The 23,366-nt window shown below is 41.0% G+C and carries 23 protein-coding genes; 14 read left to right on the forward strand and 9 right to left on the reverse strand.

Going from position 1 to position 23,366, the window contains the following annotated elements:
- The first annotated feature begins 5 nt into the window (after positions 1-5).
- The 5 genes from Aba26S_RS05825 (at position 6) to Aba26S_RS05845 (ending at position 6,587) form a co-directional block, all read left to right on the forward strand.
- Positions 6-1,553, forward strand: coding sequence for a DHA2 family efflux MFS transporter permease subunit (locus Aba26S_RS05825; RefSeq protein WP_043970673.1), 1,548 nt, complete (start codon positions 6-8; stop codon positions 1,551-1,553).
- 153 nt (positions 1,554-1,706) lie between these two features.
- On the forward strand, positions 1,707-2,528 hold the full coding sequence (locus Aba26S_RS05830; RefSeq protein ID WP_005241673.1) for a hypothetical protein: 822 nt from the start codon (positions 1,707-1,709) through the stop codon (positions 2,526-2,528).
- Positions 2,525-4,111, forward strand: coding sequence for a GH3 auxin-responsive promoter family protein (locus Aba26S_RS05835; RefSeq protein ID WP_043970675.1), 1,587 nt, complete (start codon positions 2,525-2,527; stop codon positions 4,109-4,111). The genes Aba26S_RS05830 and Aba26S_RS05835 overlap by 4 nt, the downstream gene beginning before the upstream one ends.
- Positions 4,108-5,421 (forward strand): TolC family protein, encoded by a 1,314-nt coding sequence (locus Aba26S_RS05840; RefSeq protein WP_005241669.1) that lies wholly within the window; start codon positions 4,108-4,110, stop codon positions 5,419-5,421. The genes Aba26S_RS05835 and Aba26S_RS05840 overlap by 4 nt, the downstream gene beginning before the upstream one ends.
- Positions 5,421-6,587, forward strand: coding sequence for a hypothetical protein (locus Aba26S_RS05845; protein WP_043970678.1), 1,167 nt, complete (start codon positions 5,421-5,423; stop codon positions 6,585-6,587). Before Aba26S_RS05840 ends, Aba26S_RS05845 begins: the two co-directional genes overlap by 1 nt.
- 68 nt (positions 6,588-6,655) lie before the next feature.
- On the opposite strand, the gene Aba26S_RS05850 is transcribed toward Aba26S_RS05845, so the two are convergent.
- The 3 genes from Aba26S_RS05850 to Aba26S_RS05860 all read right to left on the reverse strand — a co-directional run bounded on the left by Aba26S_RS05850 (position 6,656) and on the right by Aba26S_RS05860 (position 8,450).
- A complete protein-coding gene (locus Aba26S_RS05850; RefSeq protein WP_005241667.1) occupies positions 6,656-7,126 on the reverse strand; it encodes an SRPBCC family protein in 471 nt (156 codons plus the stop codon).
- Positions 7,104-7,463, reverse strand: a complete 360-nt coding sequence (locus Aba26S_RS05855) for a metalloregulator ArsR/SmtB family transcription factor (protein WP_005241666.1) — start codon at positions 7,461-7,463, stop codon at positions 7,104-7,106. The genes Aba26S_RS05850 and Aba26S_RS05855 overlap by 23 nt, the downstream gene beginning before the upstream one ends.
- 93 nt (positions 7,464-7,556) lie before the next feature.
- Entirely contained in the window at positions 7,557-8,450 is an 894-nt protein-coding gene (locus Aba26S_RS05860; RefSeq protein WP_043970680.1) for a DMT family transporter, read from the reverse strand.
- Between the two features lie 89 nt (positions 8,451-8,539).
- Between Aba26S_RS05860 and Aba26S_RS05865 the strand changes: the two genes are divergently transcribed.
- The 3 genes from Aba26S_RS05865 (at position 8,540) to Aba26S_RS05875 (ending at position 12,228) form a co-directional block, all read left to right on the forward strand.
- Positions 8,540-9,412 carry a LysR family transcriptional regulator gene (locus tag Aba26S_RS05865; RefSeq protein ID WP_043970683.1) on the forward strand — a complete coding sequence of 291 codons (873 nt, stop codon included), beginning with the start codon at positions 8,540-8,542 and terminating at the stop codon, positions 9,410-9,412.
- A gap of 258 nt (positions 9,413-9,670) precedes the next feature.
- On the forward strand, positions 9,671-11,875 hold the full coding sequence (locus Aba26S_RS05870; protein WP_043970685.1) for an OsmC domain/YcaO domain-containing protein: 2,205 nt from the start codon (positions 9,671-9,673) through the stop codon (positions 11,873-11,875).
- Positions 11,876-12,039: 164 nt separating this feature from the next.
- Positions 12,040-12,228, forward strand: coding sequence for a heavy-metal-associated domain-containing protein (locus Aba26S_RS05875; protein WP_043970688.1), 189 nt, complete (start codon positions 12,040-12,042; stop codon positions 12,226-12,228).
- A 91-nt stretch (positions 12,229-12,319) separates the two neighbouring features.
- Here the strand turns inward: Aba26S_RS05875 and cueR are convergent, their stop codons facing one another.
- From cueR to Aba26S_RS05890, 3 genes are all read right to left on the reverse strand, one after another.
- Positions 12,320-12,778, reverse strand: coding sequence for a Cu(I)-responsive transcriptional regulator (gene cueR, locus Aba26S_RS05880; protein WP_005241660.1), 459 nt, complete (start codon positions 12,776-12,778; stop codon positions 12,320-12,322).
- A gap of 11 nt (positions 12,779-12,789) precedes the next feature.
- Positions 12,790-15,276 carry a heavy metal translocating P-type ATPase gene (locus Aba26S_RS05885; protein ID WP_043970690.1) on the reverse strand — a complete coding sequence of 829 codons (2,487 nt, stop codon included), beginning with the start codon at positions 15,274-15,276 and terminating at the stop codon, positions 12,790-12,792.
- A 182-nt stretch (positions 15,277-15,458) separates the two neighbouring features.
- Complete coding sequence (locus Aba26S_RS05890; RefSeq protein WP_043970693.1) at positions 15,459-16,991, reverse strand: NAD(P)/FAD-dependent oxidoreductase; 1,533 nt, start codon at positions 16,989-16,991, stop codon at positions 15,459-15,461.
- Between the two features lie 364 nt (positions 16,992-17,355).
- On the opposite strand from Aba26S_RS05890, the gene Aba26S_RS21105 reads away from it, so the two are divergent.
- Positions 17,356-17,505, forward strand: coding sequence for a hypothetical protein (locus Aba26S_RS21105; RefSeq protein WP_005241657.1), 150 nt, complete (start codon positions 17,356-17,358; stop codon positions 17,503-17,505).
- Positions 17,506-17,566: 61 nt separating this feature from the next.
- On the opposite strand, the gene Aba26S_RS05895 is transcribed toward Aba26S_RS21105, so the two are convergent.
- The 3 genes from Aba26S_RS05895 to Aba26S_RS05905 all read right to left on the reverse strand — a co-directional run bounded on the left by Aba26S_RS05895 (position 17,567) and on the right by Aba26S_RS05905 (position 20,391).
- Positions 17,567-18,949, reverse strand: a complete 1,383-nt coding sequence (locus tag Aba26S_RS05895) for a heavy metal sensor histidine kinase (RefSeq protein WP_005241655.1) — start codon at positions 18,947-18,949, stop codon at positions 17,567-17,569.
- The gene (locus Aba26S_RS05900; RefSeq protein WP_004653555.1) at positions 18,939-19,622 is read right to left on the reverse strand and encodes a heavy metal response regulator transcription factor; all 684 of its coding nucleotides are present in this window, start codon (positions 19,620-19,622) and stop codon (positions 18,939-18,941) included. The genes Aba26S_RS05895 and Aba26S_RS05900 overlap by 11 nt, the downstream gene beginning before the upstream one ends.
- Before the next feature lie 154 nt (positions 19,623-19,776).
- The gene (locus Aba26S_RS05905; protein WP_043970698.1) at positions 19,777-20,391 is read right to left on the reverse strand and encodes a DoxX family protein; all 615 of its coding nucleotides are present in this window, start codon (positions 20,389-20,391) and stop codon (positions 19,777-19,779) included.
- A 162-nt stretch (positions 20,392-20,553) separates the two neighbouring features.
- On the opposite strand from Aba26S_RS05905, the gene Aba26S_RS05910 reads away from it, so the two are divergent.
- From Aba26S_RS05910 to Aba26S_RS05930, 5 genes are all read left to right on the forward strand, one after another.
- Positions 20,554-20,862, forward strand: a complete 309-nt coding sequence (locus tag Aba26S_RS05910) for a hypothetical protein (RefSeq protein WP_043970702.1) — start codon at positions 20,554-20,556, stop codon at positions 20,860-20,862.
- Between the two features lie 68 nt (positions 20,863-20,930).
- Positions 20,931-21,794 (forward strand): DUF692 domain-containing protein, encoded by an 864-nt coding sequence (locus Aba26S_RS05915; RefSeq protein WP_043970705.1) that lies wholly within the window; start codon positions 20,931-20,933, stop codon positions 21,792-21,794.
- Positions 21,745-22,503: a DUF2063 domain-containing protein gene (locus Aba26S_RS05920; protein WP_043970707.1), complete on the forward strand. Its 759-nt coding sequence runs from the start codon at positions 21,745-21,747 to the stop codon at positions 22,501-22,503. Before Aba26S_RS05915 ends, Aba26S_RS05920 begins: the two co-directional genes overlap by 50 nt.
- Positions 22,500-23,120 carry an RNA polymerase factor sigma-70 gene (locus tag Aba26S_RS05925; protein ID WP_043970709.1) on the forward strand — a complete coding sequence of 207 codons (621 nt, stop codon included), beginning with the start codon at positions 22,500-22,502 and terminating at the stop codon, positions 23,118-23,120. Before Aba26S_RS05920 ends, Aba26S_RS05925 begins: the two co-directional genes overlap by 4 nt.
- Positions 23,114-23,296, forward strand: a complete 183-nt coding sequence (locus tag Aba26S_RS05930) for a zf-HC2 domain-containing protein (RefSeq protein WP_005275368.1) — start codon at positions 23,114-23,116, stop codon at positions 23,294-23,296. Before Aba26S_RS05925 ends, Aba26S_RS05930 begins: the two co-directional genes overlap by 7 nt.
- Positions 23,297-23,366 lie beyond the last annotated feature (70 nt).

Here is a 23,366-nt window from a genome sequence, read left to right on the forward strand (position 1 = left end):
AGAAAATGAATAAACCTAGCGAAAATGAGTGGAAGTTTGCGCCAAAAACAGCATGGCTCATTTTTGCGGCCATGATTTTTGGTAATTTCATGGCGATTCTTGATATTCAAATTGTGGCCAGTTCTTTGAATGAAGTTCAAGCCGGTATGAGTGCCAGTCGTTATGAAGTGACATGGGTACAAACGGTTTATTTGATTGCTGAAATTATTGCCATTCCGATGTCAAGTATCGTATCGCGGGTACTCTCGACACGCATCTATTACACCATTTGTGCAATTGGATTCACAATCAGTTCTTTGCTCTGTGCCTTGGCGTGGAATCTGGAAAGTCTGCTGGTATTCCGGGCATTTCAAGGATTCATGGGAGGCGGCATGATTCCAACTTCGATGACGGCGTTGTATTTATTGTTTCCCGAGGCAAAACGTGCTTTACCTTTAGTCATGTTTGGCATGATCAGTACTCTGGGTCCTGCAATTGGCCCAACCATTGGTGGGTGGCTGACCAACAATTTTTCATGGCACTGGATGTTCCTGATCAACATTATTCCGGGCATTATCATTGCAACCGTGATCTTTTCAGGTCCAAACATTGATCGTGCGAACTATTCACTCATCAAGAGTATGGATTGGTTCAGCCTGATTGGTATGGCGATGTTTTTAGGTGGACTGGAATATTTTCTGGACGAAGGTGCACGGCATGACTGGCTTGCAGATACAGGAGTTCGTGTCGCATTTATCATTTGCCTGATTGGCGGCATGATTTTCTTTTCACGCAGTTTTACTCAGCCCAAACCTTTATTGGATCTGAGTGTATTTAAGAACAAAAACTTTACACTGAGTTGCATCATTACTTTTGTGATTGGAATGGCTTTATATGGTTTGGGCTATATGATTCCCGTATTTCTTGGTCAGGTCCGAGAAATGAACAGTAGCCAGATCGGTCATATCATGATGGTCACGGGCATTGTAATGTTCTGCTTTGCACCATTCCTCGCGTGGCTCATTCCGAATTTTGATACCCGAAAAACCGTCTTTGTTGGCATGGTCCTAGCTGGGTTTGGTGTTTGGCTCAATTCACATCTCAGTATCCACAGTGATTATGACTTCATGTTCTGGCCGCAGATCTATCGAGGTATTGGTCTCATGATCTGTCTGATTGTGGTTTCGCATTTAGCCATGAGCACATTACCACTCACTAAGGTTGCAGACGCGAGTGGTATTTACAACCTGATGCGTAACATTGGTGGCGCGGTAGGTTTAGCACTCATTAACTCATCTTTAGATTGGCTAACGGCAATACATGTTACGCAGTTAAATCAGTACATGAATCCACAGAACTGGATTTTTATTGAAAGATTAGACCAGCTTACGGCGCAATATCAAGAAGTGGGCAGCAATGCCCAACAAATCGCGCTCAGAGTAATTTATCGCGATATCCACTACCAGGCGCTTACATCCAGTTTTAATGACTTATTACGGATGCTGGCCATCATCATGTTTGTGGCAGCATTTTTAACCATATTTATGGATAGGGGGAAAAAGATGGACATGTAAATATTCAAAGCTAGAGGGTTGTTTTCATATAACGAAAAATAATAGGGCGTATACAACGTACCCCCTTGATAACAAAAAACAGTGATACGGGTTTTTTAATATTTCTTTATGAGATAGGGGAACTTAAGTATCCAAATTTAGAGGTGGAAGCTGATGATTAATACAACATATAAACTGATTTCAAGATTCAATAGTAAAGAATCTACCTACGGGCAATATGTCGAGAAAGAACAAATCGATATTGAGCGCCTGAAAGTGATGTACTCAATTTATGAGCAATATTATGAGAATACGAGGTTTTCGATCTTTGTTGATGACTTCAAAAAGAAAAGTGGTGCAATACTAATTTTCGATTCGGAAACGGACGAGATTGTTGGTTTCTCTACTGTGGTCGTACAGCATTTCTATTTAAACGGTAAAGACTACACCGTTTTATTTAGTGGCGATACTGTGATTCTCAGACAGTTCTGGGGCACGCGTACCCTGCAAAGTACCATGCTTAAATTAATGATTAAATTAAGAGTCAAGTATCCCTTTAATGAACTGTATTGGCTATTGATTTCTAAAGGTTATAAAACTTATCTGCTGCTTGCCAATAATTATTATGTTTATTATCCAAATATCAATGATGACAACCAGCATTTATCGACAGTCATTGAGCATTACTGCGAGAATTTCTTTGGTGAATATTATGACAAAGAAGCGGGATTATTAAATTTTGGTAGTGATTATCAACCACTTAAAGGGGAAGTGGCGCCAATTACTGCAGAAATGAGAGAGAAAAATCCGAATATTCATTTCTTTGAACAAAAAAATCCAACTTGGAGTGCTGGTACAGAACTTCCTTGTATTGGTCGTTTGGGCTGGAAGGACATTGCACGTTTTCCGGTTAAATTAATGACCAAACCTGCCAGTAAAGGGCGATGCGATGCTTTATTAAAAAATTCAGCAACGCGTCGGGAGGTTTTGCAATGAAGCATACAGAATGGCTGACGTCAGGTTCTCACATCATTTTAAAGCAATGGTGTGATGCATCCGATCGAAACTTTAAGCAAAAGTTCAACGCATTGGAGACAACGCAACGTCAAATTTTACATTCGATCTTGCAGACTTCAAGTTTAGCCAGAAATAAGCAAGTGCAAAATTATGAACAATTTGCAAACAGCTTTCCTGCTTCGCGCTATAGCGCGTGGCGGGAGGATATTCAGCAATATCGAGAGCAAAAACGATCTCTTTCTAGCAGTAAGTTAGTTCGCTTTCAACCCACCAGTGGCTCGAGTGAACAGATTAAATTTATTCCGTACACCAAATTGTTTTTAGATGAGTTGGATCATGCGATTGCACCGTGGATGGCGAGTATGTACCGCAAATGTCCTCAACTCCGTTCGGGTACGCACTATTGGTCAGTGTCATGGCTGCCCGAAAGCCAACGAGAAGTACTCAAAGACAAAAATCTTAATGATGACAGTGCATTATTGGGTTTTGGCAAGCGAATTCTATCTAAGTTTACGCAGGCAGTTCCAAGTAATGTGGCTTTTGCTGCCAATGCTGACGATGCGTTATTTGCGACAATTTGTTATCTGGTTGCCAACCGCAATCTCGCCATGATCTCGGTTTGGAGTCCGACTTTTGCATTGCAACTTCTAGATCGTTTAGAGCTGATGCAGCAAGAAGTGGTCGAAGTTCTGGAAACGGGTCAATGGGGAAGTCGTCAAAATTCATTAAAAGAAGTTAAAGCGCCTTTAAGTTCCGAAGGTGCCAAGAGTTTAATGGACAGCTCCAATGGCGAGAAAATTGATTTTAATCAGCTATGGCCTAAATTGAGTCTGGTGTCGAGTTGGGATACAGCAGGTTCTAAAGCCTGGGCAGAGAAGCTAAAGCAACGTCTTCCTTCTGTGCAGTTTGAGGGTAAAGGTTTGTGGGCCACTGAAGGCGTGGTGACCATTCCTTATAACGACCAATATCCGTTGGCTTATCAAAGTCATTTCTATGAATTTGAGTACTTAGAAGGTGAGAAAAAGGGACTGATAATTCCGTCTTGGCAACTCAACGTCGGAGATGTGGTTAGCCCGCTGATTACATCAGGCAATGGTTTACTGCGTTACTGCCTAGACGATTGTTTACTGGTCACCGGCTTTTTAGAGCAAGTCCCATGTTTCGAGTTTCAGGGTCGCCGTTTCGGCGTCGATTTGGTTGGTGAGAAGCTGGCGCCTGAAACGGCACAACAACTGCTTTCACAGCTGAATGAAACGGATTCTAAAGCAATTTCGTTATTGGCAATTGATACTGAGCAGCAAGTCAAACCATTCTATTGTGTTCTGTTTGAGGGCGAGATTCATCAGAGTATTAATGATGAATATATTGATCGTATCTTACGTCAGAACTTCCATTACGAACTGGCTCGAAACTTAGGGCAATTGGATCAACCACAGATTCGTCAAGCGCAGAACGGTTGGAATGCATATAAAAAACTGGTGATGTTTGATGGCATTATCGAAGGTAATATTAAACCTGAACCGTTGAAGAAGGTGAGCTTAACGAGTTTGGAACAACTATGAGTAGAGGAATGAATCAGTTTAAAAAGTCATTCATATATTTATCTATTTTTTGGATTTCAAGCTCGGTTGATGCCATGACTTTAGATGATGCGCTGTCTGCAAGTTTAAGACATGAAAGTCAGTTAGAAGTGAGTCGGTTAAGTGTCAATCAATCGACAGCTATGCTTGAACAAGCCAAACAACGCGATGGACTCAAAGTGAATTTGGTGGGGCAGCTCGACTATGAAAGAGTCGAAACGCCCACTAATGTCATGTTTCCCACTGAAGGAAACCGAAAGGGTCGCAGTTTGCAATTACAAATGGATTACCCCGTCTATACATCTGGGCGACATCGTTTGGGAATTGATGTGGCTAAAAATCAGCTGTCTGCACACACGGAAGGATTATCGGATCAACGCTCGGAAACGATTTTGAATACCGTCATGGTCTATACAGACGTGCTAAAGAAGAAAGCAATTCTGGAGCTGAGAAAGAAAACCATGTCCAATTTGCAACGTTCTTTGTATGAGTCACAACGGCGCTTTGATGTCGGGATGATTACCAAGGCTGATTTGGCACAAGTCTTGGCGCAAGTGGCACAAGGTCAGGCAGATATTACTCAAGCACAATCAAATTTGACTGTAAGTGAAGCGCAGTTTTATCAAATTACGGGAGTTACACCAGAAAATCTGGTTGCCATTAAGCGTTTACCACAGATTTCAAACCACTTAGATGAAATCTTGGCGAATACAAAAAATCATCCTGCTTTACTCCGTGCCAAATATGAAAAGCAGGCAGCCGAAAAACAATATGCCTTGACTAAACGAGAACTCTGGCCAACGGTGATGTTGACCAGTCGTTTAGGAAGGCAACATGAAGCAAGTTATATTGGCTCGGAAAGCAATAACTATATGGTCGGTGTCCAACTGAACGTGCCGCTATATGATGATGGGTTAAATCGAGCCAATACCAGAAAAGCACAAACCGATGTAGATCTGGCCAACCAAAAAATTCGGGGTCTAGAATTAGATTTAAATCAGCGCGCTCGAACCACCTATGCGCAGCTTCAAACGATTCGACAAAATAAAGATGCACTTCAAAATGCGATTGATGCCGCCTCGATTGCATTTGTTTATACCCGCAAAGAGTTTGAGTTAGGAACAAAAACAACTTTTGATTTGCTGAATACCGAGCAAAAATTATTAGATGTACAAACTCAAAAGACAGTCAATGAGCAAGATGAAGTTGTATTCGTCTATCAATTACTAGACCAAATGGGCCATTTAAATGATTTGGTTCCAACACAAACTACACAGCAGGTGAATAATTAATGAAAACAAATCCACCGACATCCACTGAAAGCAGTCTCGTGACGCGTGAAGCAACCTTGGCTGACGATCAAGCATTAAGATCACTCATTGCCGTGCCCATGACCACCAAAGGGGTACAGATCAGTTTCCAGCGCGAACCCAGTTATTTTAAAGCGTCTGATATTTTGTATCGTCATAAATTACATGTGGTGATTGAAGATACAGAGAATCAGAAAAATGTCGCTTGTTATAGCAATGGTCATCGGCCATGTTATGTTGATAAAACTGTGCAAAATCTACGCTATGCCAGTGACTTACGTGTCGACCAAAACTATCGCGGTAAATCATTGGTCAAGGCTTTGGGCGTGCATGTCAAACAAACCATGCATGAACCTAATTTTAGTCAAATGATTATTTTTGATGATAATCATGCTGCGAGAGCAGCCATACAAACAGGTAAAACAGGAATTCCTGATTATTATGATGAAGGGTTAATTGAAACCCTAACCTTGACGCATGTGGGGACAAAAAGAAAAATTAAGGCTTTTTTAGAGCAGAATTCTCAAGTTCAAACTAAGGTTGGTGAGATTCAGTCCTGTATAGCAAGACCTGAACATATCAGCGCAATGAATGGCTTTATTGCTGAAATGTCGCAATATTTTAATTTTATTCCTGCGTATAATTTTGAAGAGCTACTTGCAGAACACCACTATTTTACAGGCTTAAAACTTTCTGATTTCCAACTGTATTTTCAAAATGAAAAATTGGTCGGAATGTTTGGGTTATGGGATCAGCATAGTCTTAAACAAACCAAAATTCTGCATTACAGTTCAGCGATTGGCGTATTTCGGCCCGTCTATAATTTATTGACCAAAATCACCAAGGGCATGCCATTACCTAAACTTGGGGATTCATTAAAATACCACGTGTTACATACTTTGCTTTGTCATCCAGAGCAGCTAGCCTTGCATCATTTAATGCTTGAAGATGCACAACAATGGTCTAAAAAACGAGGGGTTGGCGTGGTGAGTTTTACTTTGTCACATCAAGATCCACGCTTTCAGCTTAATCAGTTTTATAAAGGCGAGCGATTAACGGGCATGCATGGTTTTATTAGTTTTGAGGGGGATCCACGTCCCAACTTTGATAAGAGCCTGATTCCATATCTGGAAGTTGGGCGGATTTAATATTGATTGATTTGAGCATAAAAAAATCCTCAAGATTTTGAGGATTTTTTATATCTGACAAATAAATCTTAAGCTTTCAAACTATTCGCATATTCAACTAGTTGATCAATCACGGTACCCCAACCTTCAAAGAAGCCCATGTCTTCGTGTTGTTGGCGAGTTTCAGCAGTACGGTGTCTGGCAATTGCGGTATATTTGGTTGCGCCATTGCCTGCATCTTCAAGCAACAGAATTGCGGTCATGAATGGATTTTCAGCTGGTTTCCAATCTTCAGTATAGGTATCGGTAAAGACCAGTTTTTCACCCTCAATCACTTCTAGATAAACACCTTCATTTTTGATTTCATGACCATCGACATCAAAAGTGGTATTGAATTTTCCACCCACTTTTAACTCAATCTCACAAGATTTGATTGAATGTGGGCGAGGGATAAAAAAGTGTTTGATATGCTCAGGGGTTGTCCAGCATTCCCAGACCAATTCACGAGGAACATCGATCACTCTTTCGAGTTTTAGATCAGTTTTTGGATCCAGTTTCATTTTCTCTTTTCCTTTTTAGTTCTAATGCGTAGTGGTCAAATTGATTGAGTCTCTGTTCCCAGATTGCTCTTTGCTCACTTAACCAATGTTGGATGGGAGTAAAAGCTTCTGGTGCCAAAGCACAGGTTCTTACTCGTCCATTTTTTTCAGAATGAATGAGTCCAGCTTCCTCTAATTTATTTAAATGTTTTAAAAAAGAAGGAAGTGCCATATCGTGTTGTTCAGCCAGCTCTGTAATTGATGCCTGTCCAGCGGATAGTCGTGTTAAGATTTCTCTACGTGTCGGATCACTGAGTGCACTGAATAACAAATCGAGTTTAGAATCATACTTAGCCATAAAGCTAAGTATTGTGCATTTACTGATCTGATGTCAATAGAAACTTAGCTAGAAGGCTAAGTTTTTTTAAAGATGATCGATATCACTTTGTTTTTAGGGTTTATTAACGAACAAGATACCGATGAAACTAAGTGCTGCTCCCAGAGCCATTGACCATGTGATCGGCTCATTAAGAATAAAAAAGGCCAGTAATACCGCAAAAATCGGAACCAGATTGGTAAAAACAATGGTTTTAGATGCTCCAATATTCTGAATGGCTTGCGCATACCAGATAAATGCCAATACTGTCCCAAAAGCACCTAAATAGAGAATGGATAGCCAACTACTGAGAGAAATTGTAGTTATGGAAAACTGTATGGATTGGGACATCAGGCTAATGAAGAGAAAAAGTGTGCCCCAAAGCACGGAGTAGGTGGTCATGGTCAAGGCTGGCACATTGGTCTGCTTAAAACAAACGGTATAAATAACCCAACTACATACCGCTCCGCACATAAGCAGTTCGCCAGTACCAACAGCCTGATTGAAAGCGGCAAAAAAATGGCCTTTGGTCACAATGATTAAGGTGCCCAGCAATGCAATACAAATACCTAGGTAATTTATTTTTTTGAGCTTCTCAAGGAAGAAAATACGCATGACCAAAACGGTTAAAATAGGCGATAAACTCACAAATAAGGCTGTTCGTCCTGCTTCAATTCTAGATAAAGCGGCAAAGAAAAATAAGTTGTAAGCGAATACTCCTGTAAGCCCCATTAGGATGGCATAGAGATGTTGTTGCCCAGAAAGATTTGGAAACCCTCCAGAACTTTTAAACAACAGGATAATAAGTAAGAGAGCTGCAAGTGCAAAACGCAAGAATGCAGACAATGTTGGAGAAATCTCTGAGGCGAGGATACGCCCTGCAATGAAGGTGCCACCCCACATTAGAGCAACAGCGATCAATTTAAAGTAAACCGTAGAACTCGATAGAGAAATGGCTAAATGACGCATGAATTTTTCAATCAATACAGAATTGGATCAAATCGTAAAATTAATTTAGTTTTATAGTAAAATGAGCTTTTGCTCATGAATGATGGATCATGACCCTGACTCAATTAGAAATATTCTCGAAACTGGCAGAATTCAAAAATTTTACCCTGAGCGCCCAGCAACTCAATATTTCGCAGTCAGCAATTTCACATGCACTGAAAGCATTGGAAAAAAAGTGGGATACTCAACTATTCTATCGAAATAACAATGAAGTGGAACTGACAGCCGCAGGGCAACGCTTGCTGCCTTATGTAAATGAAATCTTGAATGTTTCTCATATTATTCATCAAGAGGTGATGGATCTTAAAGGTCTAAAAACAGGTACTTTGAGGATTGGGTCCTTCGGTGCATCATCTTCCAATGTGCTGATTCCATTGATTCTGAAAGCATTTCGCCAAAAATATCCTGAGGTCGAAGTACTGATTATGGAGGGTACAGATCAGGAAGTCATGCAATGGATTGAGGAACGAAAAGTGGATATTGGTTTCGTGGTTTTACCTGAAGAACACCTAGATACCTATCCTCTTTTAGAAGACATTTTTGTAGCTTTAATTCCTGCTCAGCTAACGCTAGCTCAGCAAAGTTCAGTACGGTTGGAGGATTTGGTTGAGCATCCATTTTTGATGACTCAGGCGGGAAGTCAAAATCATGTCATGGAACTGTTTAAGGCGGCGCAACTGACACCACAGATTAAATATAACTTGTCGCAAATTTTATCGATTTTGAATATGGTCAATGAAAATGCAGGCGTTTCCATTGTTGCCGACATGGCGCTAGACCAGAATATTCTTCAACTGTATCCAAATGTGGTAAAACGTCCACTCATGCCGAATATCAAAAGATCGATCGCTTTGGCTGTCAAAAACCATAAGCAAATAACCCCGATTGCACAAGCATTCATTGAAATGGCAAAACAGCTTTGAACATGGTTACCGTCTGGTTTTTCAGACATTCATCGTCTTAATTGTTCATAAAAAAGCTAGAAAAACAGACAAAAGTTATCAATTGCCTAAAATACTTCTATAATAGCTTCCATCATTACTAAGGTCAGTGTTTAGATACCGTGACGAGATGACCTTAGCCACACTTTTCTAAGTCTATTGCTTATCCACGATTCGGCTTATAGTTCAATATTTTCAATCTTATGTGCTTGCAACACGTAAGAATATTTAGGTGCACGCATGGAAATCAAGGTTAATTATCTCGACAATCTTCGACAAGAAGCGAAGTTTGATGACTTTACGGTAATCGCCGATCAGCCGATTCGCTATAAAGGCGATGGTTCTGCACCCGGCCCATTTGATTATTTCCTTGCTTCATCTGCGTTATGTGCAGCTTACTTCGTTAAAGTCTATTGTGCTGCGCGTGATATTCCAACCGACAACATTCGTTTATCACAGAACAATATTGTTGATCCTGAAAATCGCTACAAACAGATTTTTAAAATTCAGGTTGAATTACCTGCTGACATTTCTGAAAAAGACCGCCAAGGGATTTTACGTTCGATTGATCGCTGTACCGTAAAGAAGGTGATTCAAACCGGTCCTGAATTCGTCATTGAAGAAGTTGAAAGTATTGATGCGGATGCTCAGGCCTTGTTAATGCCGAGTCTGACTTCAGAAAACAACACTTATATTCTGGGTAAAGATCTACCGCTAGAACAAACCATTGCCAATATGTCCGAGATTTTGGCTGGTTTAGGCATGAAGATTGAAATTGCATCTTGGCGCAATATCGTACCGAATGTGTGGTCATTGCATATCCGCGATGCGCAATCGCCAATGTGTTTTACCAACGGTAAAGGCTCAACCAAAGAAAGTGCTTTAGCATCGGCTTTGGGTGAATTCATTGAACGTTTAAACTGTAATTTCTTCTATAACGACCAATTTTGGGGTGAGGAGATTGCCAATGCAGAGTTTGTGCATTATCCAGATGAAAAGTGGTTTAAACCGGGTCCAAATGGCGAATTACCCAAAGAAATTCTTGATGAATATTGTCTAGAAATTTATAACCCTGATGATGAATTACTGGGTACACATTTATACGATACCAACTCAGGTAATACGGAACGTGGCATTTGTTCATTGCCCTTTGTACGCCAATCAGATGATGAAATCGTCTATTTCCCATCGAATCTGATTGAAAACCTCTATCTGAGTAACGGAATGAGTGCAGGCAATACCTTGGCTGAAGCTCAGGTTCAATGCTTATCTGAAATTTTTGAACGTGCGGTTAAGCGTGAAATTTTAGAAGGTGAAATTGCATTACCAGACGTACCACAAGAGGTACTGGCAAAATACCCAAGCATTGTTGCAGGTATCCAAGGGTTAGAGGAACAGGGTTTCCCTGTGCTGGTTAAAGACGCGTCATTAGGTGGTCAATTCCCTGTGATGTGTGTGACCTTAATGAACCCACGTACAGGTGGTGTATTTGCCTCATTTGGTGCACATCCTAGTCTTGAAGTGGCATTAGAACGGAGTTTGACTGAATTACTGCAAGGTCGCAGTTTTGAAGGTTTAAACGATTTGCCACAACCGACCTTCCAAAGCAATGCAGTCACTGAACCAAACAACTTTGTGGAACACTTTATCGATTCAAGTGGTTTAGTGTCTTGGCGTTTCTTTAGTGCCAAATCGGATTATGACTTTGTTGAATGGGATTTCACCAATGAAGGTGAAAACTCAAATGCAGAAGAAGCAGCAGAGTTATTTGGCATCCTTGAAGAAATGGGTAAAGAAGTTTACATGGCTGTGTATGAGCACTTAGGTGCAACTGCCTGCCGTATTCTTGTTCCAGATTATTCTGAAATTTATCTGGTTGAAGACTTGATTTGGGACAATACCAATAAAGCCTTGCTGTTCCGCGAAGATATTCTCAATCTGCATCGTTTAGATGAAGCGCAACTGGAAGCATTAGTCGAGCGTTTGGAAGAATGCGAACTGGATGATTATACTGAAATCACTACTTTAATCGGTATTGAGTTTGATGATAATACCGTTTGGGGGCAGTTAACCTTGCTTGAGTTAAAACTGCTGATTTATGTGGCATTGCAGCAGTTTGAAGAAGCCAAGGAATTAGTAGAAACCTTCTTGCAATACAACACCAATACAGTTGAGCGTGGCTTGTTCTATCAATGCATGAATGTGGTATTGGAAGTTATGCTTGATGATGAAATGGAACTGGAAGATTACGAGTTTAATTTCCGTCGTATGTTCGGTAATGAACGTATGGATGCGGTGGTCGGTTCAGTTGAGGGGACAGTTCGTTTTTATGGCTTAACCCCAACCAGTATGAAACTGGAAGGATTGGATCGTCATTTACGTCTGATCGATAGTTATAAAAAGCTACATCAAGCACGTGCCGAAGCTGTTGGTTTAGCTGTTTAAAACTGGGTTAAAACACGTTGAGAAAGTGCATGTTGATCATGCACTTTTTTATTGACTGCAGATTCAATTTTTTTTATACACGTGCCACTTTAAACACTTGACCTTGCCATAATGGCAAGGTTTATAGTCTATTCATCTTCTTAAAAACTGAATGGAGTTTTGCGATGGAATTTCATGTTGAAAATATGACTTGTGGTGGTTGTGCACGTGGTGTAACGCGCGCTATTCAGGCCGTAGATGCAAATGCAAAAGTGATTACTGATCCCCCGAACCGTAGTGTGAAAGTCGAAACCACGGCAACGCAGCAGCAAGTTGCTGATGCATTATCAGAAGCGGGTTTCCCACCACGTTAAGCATATAGTGTTAAAAAAGCGGCGATCAGCCGCTTTTTTATTTGGAAATATTTCAAAAGCAAAGGCTATATTGCTATAGCCTTTGCTGATTCTATTTTTTCCCTGCCAAGGGTGAAATTGAAAGCAGATCATTGTGAGAGTGAATATCTCTGCTTTCATTTAAAGGCTCTTTAAGCCCTTCAAGAATTGGACAATCAGGTCGATGGTCGCCAGCACAACAATCCACTAAAGTTTGCAATGTTTGCACCATTTGCTGTAAATCTTGGATACGCTGTTCCAGTTTTTGGATATGTGATTGAGCCAAATGTTTTACATCAGCACTATGGCGATTGCTGTTACTCCATAAGTCGAGCAAATCGGTAATTTCTGTGACCGAAAAGCCCAGTTCACGGCTGCGTTTGATAAATTTCAAACGCTCCACATCATTATCAGAATAAGAGCGATAGCCTGCATTGCTACGTCCCGCTGCTGGAATTAAACCAATCTGTTCATAATAGCGGATCATTTTGCTGGTTACGCCTGACGCTTGAGAGACTTTACCAATATTCATCATATCCTCCATTACACGTTGTGCACAGACGGTGGTTGGAAACGGCGTAAACGCAGTGCATTTCCAAGTACAAATACACTTGAAAGCGCCATCGCAGCTGCGGCAAAAATCGGAGACATCAGGATGCCATAAGCAGGGTACAGTACACCCGCAGCCACAGGGATCAATAACGTGTTATAAGCGAAGGCCCAGAACAGGTTTTGATGAATATTGCCGATGGTTGCTTTAGACAGTGCAATTGCATTGGCAACGCCTTGCAAGTTCCCAGACATCAGTACGACATCCGCAGATTCAATCGCAACATCCGTACCTGTTCCAATCGCAAGGCCGACATCGGCCTGAGCCAATGCTGGTGCATCATTAATACCATCACCTACAAAGGCAATATTGCCATATTTTACTTTCAATTCCTGCACGGCATTGACTTTACCCTCAGGTAGAACTTCGGCAATTACTTCATCAATCCCGAGTTGTTTGGCAATCGCATGTGCGGTACGCGCATTGTCCCCCGTAATCATGGCTACTTTTAGACCCAGTTGATGCAATGCTTGAATGGCAGCAGGGGTGGTGTCTTTAATTGGATCTGCAACTGCAATAATCCCTGCCAAAGCACCATCAATCGCCACATACAGTGGAGATTTACCTTCATCGCCCAAACGTTGTGCTGTATGGGAAAATGGCGTGATATCCAGACCAAGTTCAGTCATATAACGGTCTGCACCAATATAAATGTTCTGGTTTTCATTCACAGTGGCATTGACACCCATACCTGTGACTGAATCAAAGCGATCAACCTTTGGCAAATCTAAACCTTCATTTTTTGCCGCATCGACAATGGCTTTGGCAATGGGATGTTCAGAAAGCGCTTCAACTGCTGCAACCAGACTGAGGACGTTATTCCGATCAAAGGTAGATGTCACTTCAAAATCAGTCAGTACTGGATGACCTTCAGTCAAGGTACCCGTCTTATCCACCGCAACCACTTGGGCATCTTTTAATAACTGTAATGCCTCACCTTTACGGAACAGGATGCCAAGTTCTGCACCCCGTCCAGTACCGACCATGATTGAGGTTGGTGTTGCCAAGCCCATGGCACAGGGACAGGCAATAATCAGCACGGCCACCGCATTCACTAGTGCAAAGGTTAAAGCAGGAGAAGGGCCGAAAATTAGCCAGACAAGGAAGGTGAGCAGCGCAGCAATCATCACCGCAGGTACAAACCATAAGGTCACTTTATCGACTACGGCTTGAATCGGCATTTTAGCGCCTTGTGCTTGCTCGACCAGACGAATGATCTGCGCCAGCATGGTGTCACCACCGACAGCGACAGCTTTAAAGCTTAAAGTACCATTCTGGTTAATGGTGCCGCCAACAACCTGACTGCCGAGATTTTTCTCAACAGGGATCGGTTCACCAGTAATCATCGATTCATCGACAAAACTTTGTCCTTCAATCACCTCACCATCAACAGGGATTCGTTCACCAGGTTTGACAATAACAAAATCACCAGAGACGACTTGATCAATTGGAATATCAATGACATGGTTATCACGCGAAACATGAGCCACTTTTGCCTGTAAGCTAACTAAACGCTGAATCGCCTCAGATGTCCGTCCTTTGGCCTTGGCCTCAAGAAAACGACCAAGCAGGATTAAAGCGACAATCACAGCGGCGGCTTCGTAATAAACATTAACCGTTCCTGCAGGGAGTAGCTTCGGTGTAAACGTTGCAACCAGCGAAAATAGGTAGGCAGCGAGTGTACCGACAGCAACCAAAGAGTTCATATCAGGTGCTAAACGGAATAAGGTGGGAAGACCTTTGAGATAAAAACGGCGCCCCGGAATAATCAGGACCAAGCTGGTTAAAACGAATTGGAGATACCAACTATTTTGCATGCCAATGGTTTGTTCAATCAGTTGATGAACACCGGGAATCAGATGAGAACCCATTTCCAAGATAAACACAGGCAAGGCGAGAACTGTCGCAATAATCAAGTCACGTTTAAGCTCAGCTCGTTCTTGATCTTTTTTTTCGAGTTGTTCAGTTTGATCTGGAATAGAGGCCTGTATTTCTTTAGCATCGTAACCTGCTTTATCAATTGCTGCGATGAGAGTATCGATGCTGGCATTACCGCTCACGGTTGCACGTTCAGTTGCAAGATTAACATTGGCACTTTGTACGCCTGCAACAGCAGTTAGGGCTTTTTCGACACGACTGACACATGAGGCACAAGTCATGCCTTCAATTGCCAATTCCACCTTGTTGGCAGGGACGTCATAACCTGTTTGCTCAATCGCTTTAATCAATACCTGACGATCAACAGGTTTTGCCAAAGTAATATCGGCACGTTCAGTTGCCAGATTCACCGAAGCAGATGCAACGCCATCTACCTTTTTAAGTGCTGTTTCAACTCGACCGACACAACTGGCACAGGTCATGCCTTCTACTTGAAGGGTGACTTTCATGTCTTGAGCGATTGTATTTGTTTGCATTTCCATAAGATAGACCTATAGAGATAATCCGATTGCTTTCAGCATAGACCTTGACATTATGGGAAGGTCAAGCGGATTAATCAACTTTTAGGATTGTATGCAAACAGAGCTAAAGCCCCTGTATGGATAGTCCTTTATCGTATTCAAACAAAGGACTATCCAAATTTTGTGTAACTGAATGAAGAGGCTTAGACGGCTATTTGTTTGACTGGATTTTCCATCTGTTCTTTTATCAATACTGATTTTGGTACTTGGATATAGTTTTCCAGATCAAAATGACGGGTACGTTGACGATATTCAAAAGTAAATCCTGGCCAGTTATTGGTATTTTTTCCTGTCGCGGTTTGGTACCAACTGTTACAACCTTGTGACCACATGGTTGATTTCATTCTTTCTTGGATTTCCTGATTAAACTGGGTCTGGATTTCAGCTTTCAGGTTGGTGAAGGATAAATTGTTTTGGATATGGGTTCGAATTGCATCCAAAATATAGTTCACCTGACTTTCGATCATATACACGATTGAGTTATGCCCCAAATTGGTATTTGGGCCGTACAGCATAAAGAAATTAGGGAAACCGCTCACAGTTAAGCCTAAATACGCTTCAGCACCATCCTGCCATTGTTGCTTCAGTGTCTTGCCATTGAGTCCTGCAATGTGCATCGGTGCCATAAAGTCAGTTGCCGTAAATCCTGTTCCATAAATAATGGCATCGACTTCACGTGCTTTCCCATCTTTATCGATAATAGCCGTTTCAGTCACTTCTTGAATTGCATTGTTGATCACCTCTACATTGGGACGAACCAAGCTACGATACCAATGATTAGAAATCAGAATACGTTTACAGCCAATTGGGTAGTCGGGCATGAGTCGGTGGCGGAAATGGGGATCTTTAATTTCTTCACGAATGTGACGCTGAAAAATATATTCTGCTAAAGGAATTTCATTCAGCGTTGCGGTAAAGCTTTTCAGACGAATCTCGTTATAGCTGTATTGAAAGACACGATCCAGACTTTGTAAAACAGGCAGCTTTTGAAAAGCCTTACGTTCCAAGTCTGAATAAATACGGTCTGGCTTGGGAATGACATAAGGTGCAGAACGCTGATAGATGTCTAAGTGGGCGACTTGTTTAGCGATCTCAGGCACAAACTGAATCGCACTGGCACCAGTACCAATCACAGCCACACGTTTATTATTTAAATCATAGTCATGATCCCAACGCGCTGAATGAAAAGTCTTGCCTTTGAAGGTGTCTAGTCCTGGAATCTTTGGGTAGGCAGGTCGATTGAGTTGACCGACCGCTGCAATCAGAAATTCGGCCTCGAATTTTTCACCCGTTACACTCTGGATTTGCCAAACACCTTGTGCTGCATCAAAGTCAGCACTGGCAATTTCAGTATTAAACTGGATATGCGGATACAGCTGATATTTCTCTGTGCAATGCTTCAAATATTGATGGATTTCCTGTGATGAGCCATAGCGGTTTTTCCATCCCAGATCTTGTTCAAATGAAAATGAATAGAGATGCGAGGGTACATCACAAGCCGCTCCCGGATAGGTATTGTCCCGCCACACGCCACCGACATCACTGGCTTTTTCAAATAGGGTGAACTGTTCAAAACCAGCACGTTTAAGCTGAATCGCCAAACCTAAGCCACCAAATCCAGTTCCGATAATGGCGATACGAATATTGTTATTTGAAGAGAATTGTTGTTTAGACATAATGCACTCAAGTTAAAAGTATCATGTGTTGTTTGCAGAATAATCGTTTCATAGATTGATTTAGAGGATGGATGAGGCCAAAATATTGTGATTAGAGGCCACTGAGCGTATCTGATTGAAGTATTTATGGATATATGAAGTAGTAGTCCGATGGAACGCGCTTTGATATGTAGGTCAAGCTGTCACGCATTTATGAACAGCTCTAGATCAACCATAAGATCGAATCGAGAAATCTTTATATTTGATAGATCAACTGTACTGTCAAGCTTCTATTGAAATGACAAAATTGTCATTTTCAGGTCATGCTGCTGTTGGGCTGCCTGTTCTATCTTATAAGAAGTTAAGAGAGAATAGGTGAATAGAAATGAAAGCATTGGTTAAACTCATCTTTATCCTATCATTTGCAACAACAGCAAGCTTAAGCTATGCAGATGGTGGATTAATGTTCCTGGAGAAAAACCAAGAACGCAATACAACTGTACAAGGTAGCAATGGTCAAAACCAGGCAAGATAAGATTTGATTTTGTAAGGATCATAAGCTTCCCCCAAGTTTTATGATCCTTTATATCTTTCAGTCATTCCACTTTAAAAACCATTCTAAAGACAATATTTTCTTCTTCAATAAAGACATCAATTGTTGCATGGTGAATTTCAATAATCGATTTGGTGATTGCCAGTCCTAAGCCAGTGCCATCTTCCGCTTTGTGTCGGGATGAGTCTAGCCGATAAAATCGGTCAAAAAAGCGTGAAAGCTGTAAAGGGCTAAGCACTTGCATTTCAGCAGATACTTTATTTTTAATCTGAATCATCGAGTGTCGATCATCTTGGCTCAGTTTGATTTCTAAGATTGAATCTGGTTCACCGTATTTAATTGCATTGGAAATTAAATTATTGAAGGCTCTACGAATCATGGCTGGTTCAGCTTGAATCGATGCCTGACCTGTTAGTTTGAATTGAATCTGCTTTTCCGAGGCAAAAGCTTCGAAATATTCAAACAGAACTTCCATTTCTTGCGCTAAATCGATATTTTTCTTGTTTTTCAGTGCCAGATTATGATCAGATTTTGCTAGAAACAACATATCTGAAATCATTTTGGCCAGATGTTCATATTCTTCCAGATTTGAGAATAGTACATCTTGATATTGTTCTAGCGTTCTTGGCTTGGTTAATGAAACTTGGGTTTGCATCATCAGATTATTGATTGGGGTTCTAATTTCATGAGCCAAGTCACTTGAGAATGCAGAAAGTTTGTCAACTGAGATTTCCAAACGATTCAGCATGTCATTAAATGCCGTGGCCAGTGGGGCTAGTTCAATTGGTACATTGCTCAGATCGAGGCGGTTAGAAAGATTATTTGCAGAAATATTTTCTGAAAGTTTTGCCATTTTTCGAATCGGGCCTAGCCCTTGCCAAGTTGCCCACCATCCTAAAAACATCAGGCCAATCACCCCGAGTAGGCCAACCATCAGCAACTGCTGTTTAAACGAGTGCAGGAAATAATAGTTATCGGTAACTTCAATCGCAGCAATAATTTGCATGTTTTGACTACTTTGGTCATAACGAATGGTTTTATTGACAACAATGCCTTGATAGCTCTGATTATTATGTTTCCAATTGATCCAACGCCCATTCTTTTGTTGAATCAATTGATTGAGGTCAGCGTGCATATTTTTTTTGTTATAAAGAATTTGGCCATTGGCAAGTTTGATCTGGATCAGCAGATTATCATGCCCAATCAGCGCCTCATCTAAACTGTCTTTAAAATTGCTGGGTTTTTGTTGGAACAAGTTTTCAATCAGTTGAATTTTACCTTCAATTTCTTTTTGGTTTTGTTGATAAAAATAATTGACGACATGTTGATTAACGAATATCCCCATGACAATCAGGATCAACGTCGTGAATAAGGTTGAAATAAAGCTGATCCTAAAAGCGATGGAACGAAATAATTTATTTCTCATCTTCAATCTCTAGGACATAACCCATACCACGTATGTTTCTAATCAGCTTGGGGCTAAAATCGGTATCAATCTTATTTCTCAAGCGTCGAATCGCAACTTCAACCACATTGGTATCGCTATCAAAATTGATATCCCAAACCAGTGCAGCAATCAGTGACTTGGGTAATACTTCACCTTGGCGGCGCATAAAGAGTTCCAATAAAGAAAACTCTTTGGCGGTCAGGTCAATCCGTTGTCCAGAACGCACCACACGCCGTTTAATCAAATCAAGATGTAAGTCTGCAACTGCGTAAAAAGTTTGTTCTTCTTTAATCTGACCGCGTTTCAACAGAGTTTTAATCCGTGCGAGCAATTCAGCAAAGGCAAAGGGTTTAATCAGGAAATCATCTGCACCGAGTTCCAAGCCTTTGACTCGATCTTCAATTTGATCTTTGGCCGTCAGAAACAGCACGGGGAGGAAGGTATTTACTTTGCGAATCTCCGTGAGAATCTTCCAGCCATCCAGTTTCGGCAGCATCACATCCAAAATGATCAGGTCATATTGTTCTGTCACGGCCAGATGTAAACCTGAGATACCGTCCTGACTCCAATCAGTTACATAACCAGCTTCGGTTAGGCCTTTTTGGAGATAGTCCCCCGTTTTTTGTTCATCTTCAACTAGAAGTATTCGCATGTTTTCATCAAGCTCAAAGTTTTATGGTTGCATTTTAGCGTTAAAGAGAATATGAGTTTTATAAATAACAAAATTGTAATATTGCTGTCAGCTTCTCGACATTAACGATATAACATTCTCAAAAATAACAGCATTATGCATCTCCAATTTGATGTTAGGAAAAGTGCTTAGCCTTTTTTTGTTTAAGCCAAAAATCTAAGCTGAAATAACGACCGCCGCCCAGAACAATCAATGCTATCAGCATAATCAGATATGTCACGGCAAACTCAATTCCATTATTCAAAATAACAAATGAACCACTCGATGTCAGCCAGTCATAATTGCCATAGTTTTCTAAAATTTCTCGTGCCTTTTCCAATTTCTCAGCCGAGGCCAAGACTTGAGCATTGGCAAAGGAGGCGTTGGGATCAGCTATCGCTTGCCAGCCATTCGGCAGATGCACTGTGACAATGGCAACCAGCATGGTAACGATCAAGGGAATGCTAATCAAACGGGTGAATAAACCGAGTGCTAATAGCACAGCACCTGCGATCTCGGTCGATGTTGCCAATGCCGCCATAAGAAAAGGAAAGGGTAAACCTAAACCCCAATCTGCATTGCCAAACCATTCAACTGTATCTTGGAAGTGCATTAGCTTATTTGTACCTGCCATCCAAAAGATTGGGACTAAATAAAAACGTAAGGCAAGTGCCGCGATGCCATCTGCATGTTTGAATGCAGAGCAAATTTTTGGGTAATACTGAGCGAGAGCATACAAAAAGTTCTTCATGATAATTTCACACCGAATAGGATTGAATGATCATTAGTCGGGTGAGGATTCTGTTTCTTACATAAATTTTTTTTATTTGCACTGTAATAAATTGGGATTTATACCGTCTAACTTTATGTACCTGTGTACAAACCGAGAAATAACCTTAAAAGGAATAGAACAATGAGCAAACTTAATTCAATGACCTCAGTTGCAGCATTATTGGCACTTTCAGTTGCTGGCGTAACCCATGTCGCTGTTGCAGCAACACCAACAACCACAGAAACACATGCCAGCAAAGCCGCGGATGGAAAGTGTGGTGAAGCGAAATGTGGTGCCAATAAAGCAAAACATCAGCAAAAATCTGCTGAAGCGAAATGCGGTGCAGCCAAAAAAGCAGCGGATGCAAAGTGTGGAGCAACTAAAAAAGCAGCGGATGCAAAATGCGGTGCGGATAAAAAAGTTGCAGACGGCAAGTGCGGCGCAAAATAAACCATTCAATCATGAATGATGTCGGTCTAAGCTTTAGATCGACATCATTCGATCATAGGAGTCTAAACATGGCTGAATTGGTTGGTGTAGGTCTGGGCTTAAGACGTGAGTTCATTGATGAGTTTTTAAATGCTGAGACTGCTGCAGATTTTATCGAAGTAGCTCCTGAAAACTGGATGGGTTTTGGCGGTCGGCATGCCAAGCTACTCTCGCAATGTGTGGAGAAAGCGCCTTTAATCTGTCATGGACTGTCTTTATCCATTGGTGGGCCTCATCCACTCAATCTTGAATTTATCCAGCAAGTTAAAAATTTTCTACAACGCTATCAAGTACCGATTTACTCAGAACACTTAAGTTATACCCACGATGGTGGTTATTTATATGATTTATTACCGATACCGATGACAGAAGCTGCTGTTGATTATGTAGCGGAACGAATTTTACGTGTACAGGATATTTTGGGGCAGCGACTGGTGATTGAAAATGTCTCTACGTATTTAATGCCCAATGCAGAAATGCATGAAGCCGAATTTGTACGTGAAGTACTGTTAAAAGCAGACTGTGAATTACTACTTGATGTGAATAATGTCTATGTGAATAGCATGAATCATGGCAGTGATGCTTATGCATTTATTGATGCAATGCCCAAAGAGCGGATTCGTTACTTACATATTGCAGGTCATGAACAAGTTGAAAAAAACCTATTGATTGATACACATGGAGCTGCAATCAATGATCCTGTTTGGCAGCTTTTACAATACACTTATCAAATTTATGGTGTTAAACCGACCTTATTAGAACGTGACTTTAATATTCCATCATGGCAGCAGCTACAAGATGAGTTGAACAGAATCAAAATCATGCAACAACAGGAGAGTCGTGATGAAAGCAAAGCCAATATCCTTTCACACTACGCAACGACAGTTTTGTGACTGGATTCGTGATCCTGAATTAGAGCCCCCTCAAAATTTTGCAGTGAATCGTATGCAAGTCTATCGGGATTTGCTATTTAATAATGTCTGCTCTTTTATCAACTTGGTATTTCCTGTTGCACGTAGCATGTTTGCTGAGCAACAATGGCAACAATTATTGGCAGAATTTTTCCAGAAGTCGCAATGTCAGTCACCGTTCTATAACGATATTTCTTTACAGTTTCGAGAGTATTTCACTGAACAGCAGCATCAGATATTACAAGACTATCCCTGGTTAAACGAATTATTACAGTATGAATGGTTAGAACTCTATTTGGATACGGTTGAAATCGAAACGCCTATTCTGATAGAAGATCAAGATTGGCAGTTGACCACCCAAGTTTGGATATTAGTCTATCAATATCCTGTTTATCGTTGGACGACGACAATGAAGCTTGAACAGGTACAACAAGCGCCAAGTGTGATTTTGGTATGGCGAGATGATCTCGATCAGGTTCGCGTTGAGGTTGTGTCACCTTTATATGCTGCGATGATCGAACTCATCCAACAGAATAGGGTTATTGAACAAGATCTACAGCGACTGATTCAATCAGTACTTCCTGATTTTGATGAAGAGCAAATTCAACTACAAATTTATGGGTTAAAAGCATTATTAACTCGGTTAAGATTAATTCACGTTCCGCATAATAATGATGAGATACAGGGATGAATTCAGCTTCAGCAGCAAAACATGATGACCTATTCCATCAGTTGCATAATCCTGCTTTTTTACAGGATTTAAGACAGCAAATGATTAAGTTTGCTGTCTTGCAGCTTGCTTCATTGCCGCAGGCAGAGGATGTGGTTCAGGAAGCATTGACCAGCGCATTTCAGCATCTAGATTCATTTACGGGACGGGCGGCGTTTAAAACTTGGGTATTTGCAATTTTAAAAAATAAGATTATTGATTTGATTCGGCAGAAATCTCGTTTAGTCAGTATGAGTGAACTCTTTAAGGATGAGGAAAGTGAGCTGAGTATCGAAGCGTTATTTGACGCCTCAGGTCATTGGCATAAATATGAAGCGCCACAAGCATGGCAAAGCCCTGAAGAGATGATGGAGCAACAAGATTTCTGGATAATCTTTGATGCTTGTCTCAATCATTTACCTGCTAAATATGCGCAGGTATTTATGCTGCGTGAAATGATTGAGCTGAGTAGCACTGAAATTTGTGAGAAGCTTGAACTGACGGTTTCACATTTTAATGTACTGATGTACCGCAGCCGAACACGGTTACGTGAATGTTTAGAAAATAAATGGTTATTGCAGGAGGATTGTTCATGTTGACATGCCGCCAAGCCACCCAATTATTATCCGAAAAGCAGGATAGGCCATTATTACTACTTGAGCAGACTCATCTACAACTACACTTATTGGCTTGCCGTTCCTGTCGCCGTTATGGCAAACAGATCAAAAACTTAAGCCAACTTGCACAAGCATTTAGGCAAGTTGATCAAGAGTAGATCGATTTTGTCATGTGCTTCAAAACAAAAAAGGAAATCATCGAACTTCCTTTTTTGTGATCAATATCTA

Origin of the sequence: Acinetobacter sp. NBRC 110496, assembly GCF_000876115.1 — a bacterium.
GTDB lineage: Bacteria > Pseudomonadota > Gammaproteobacteria > Pseudomonadales > Moraxellaceae > Acinetobacter.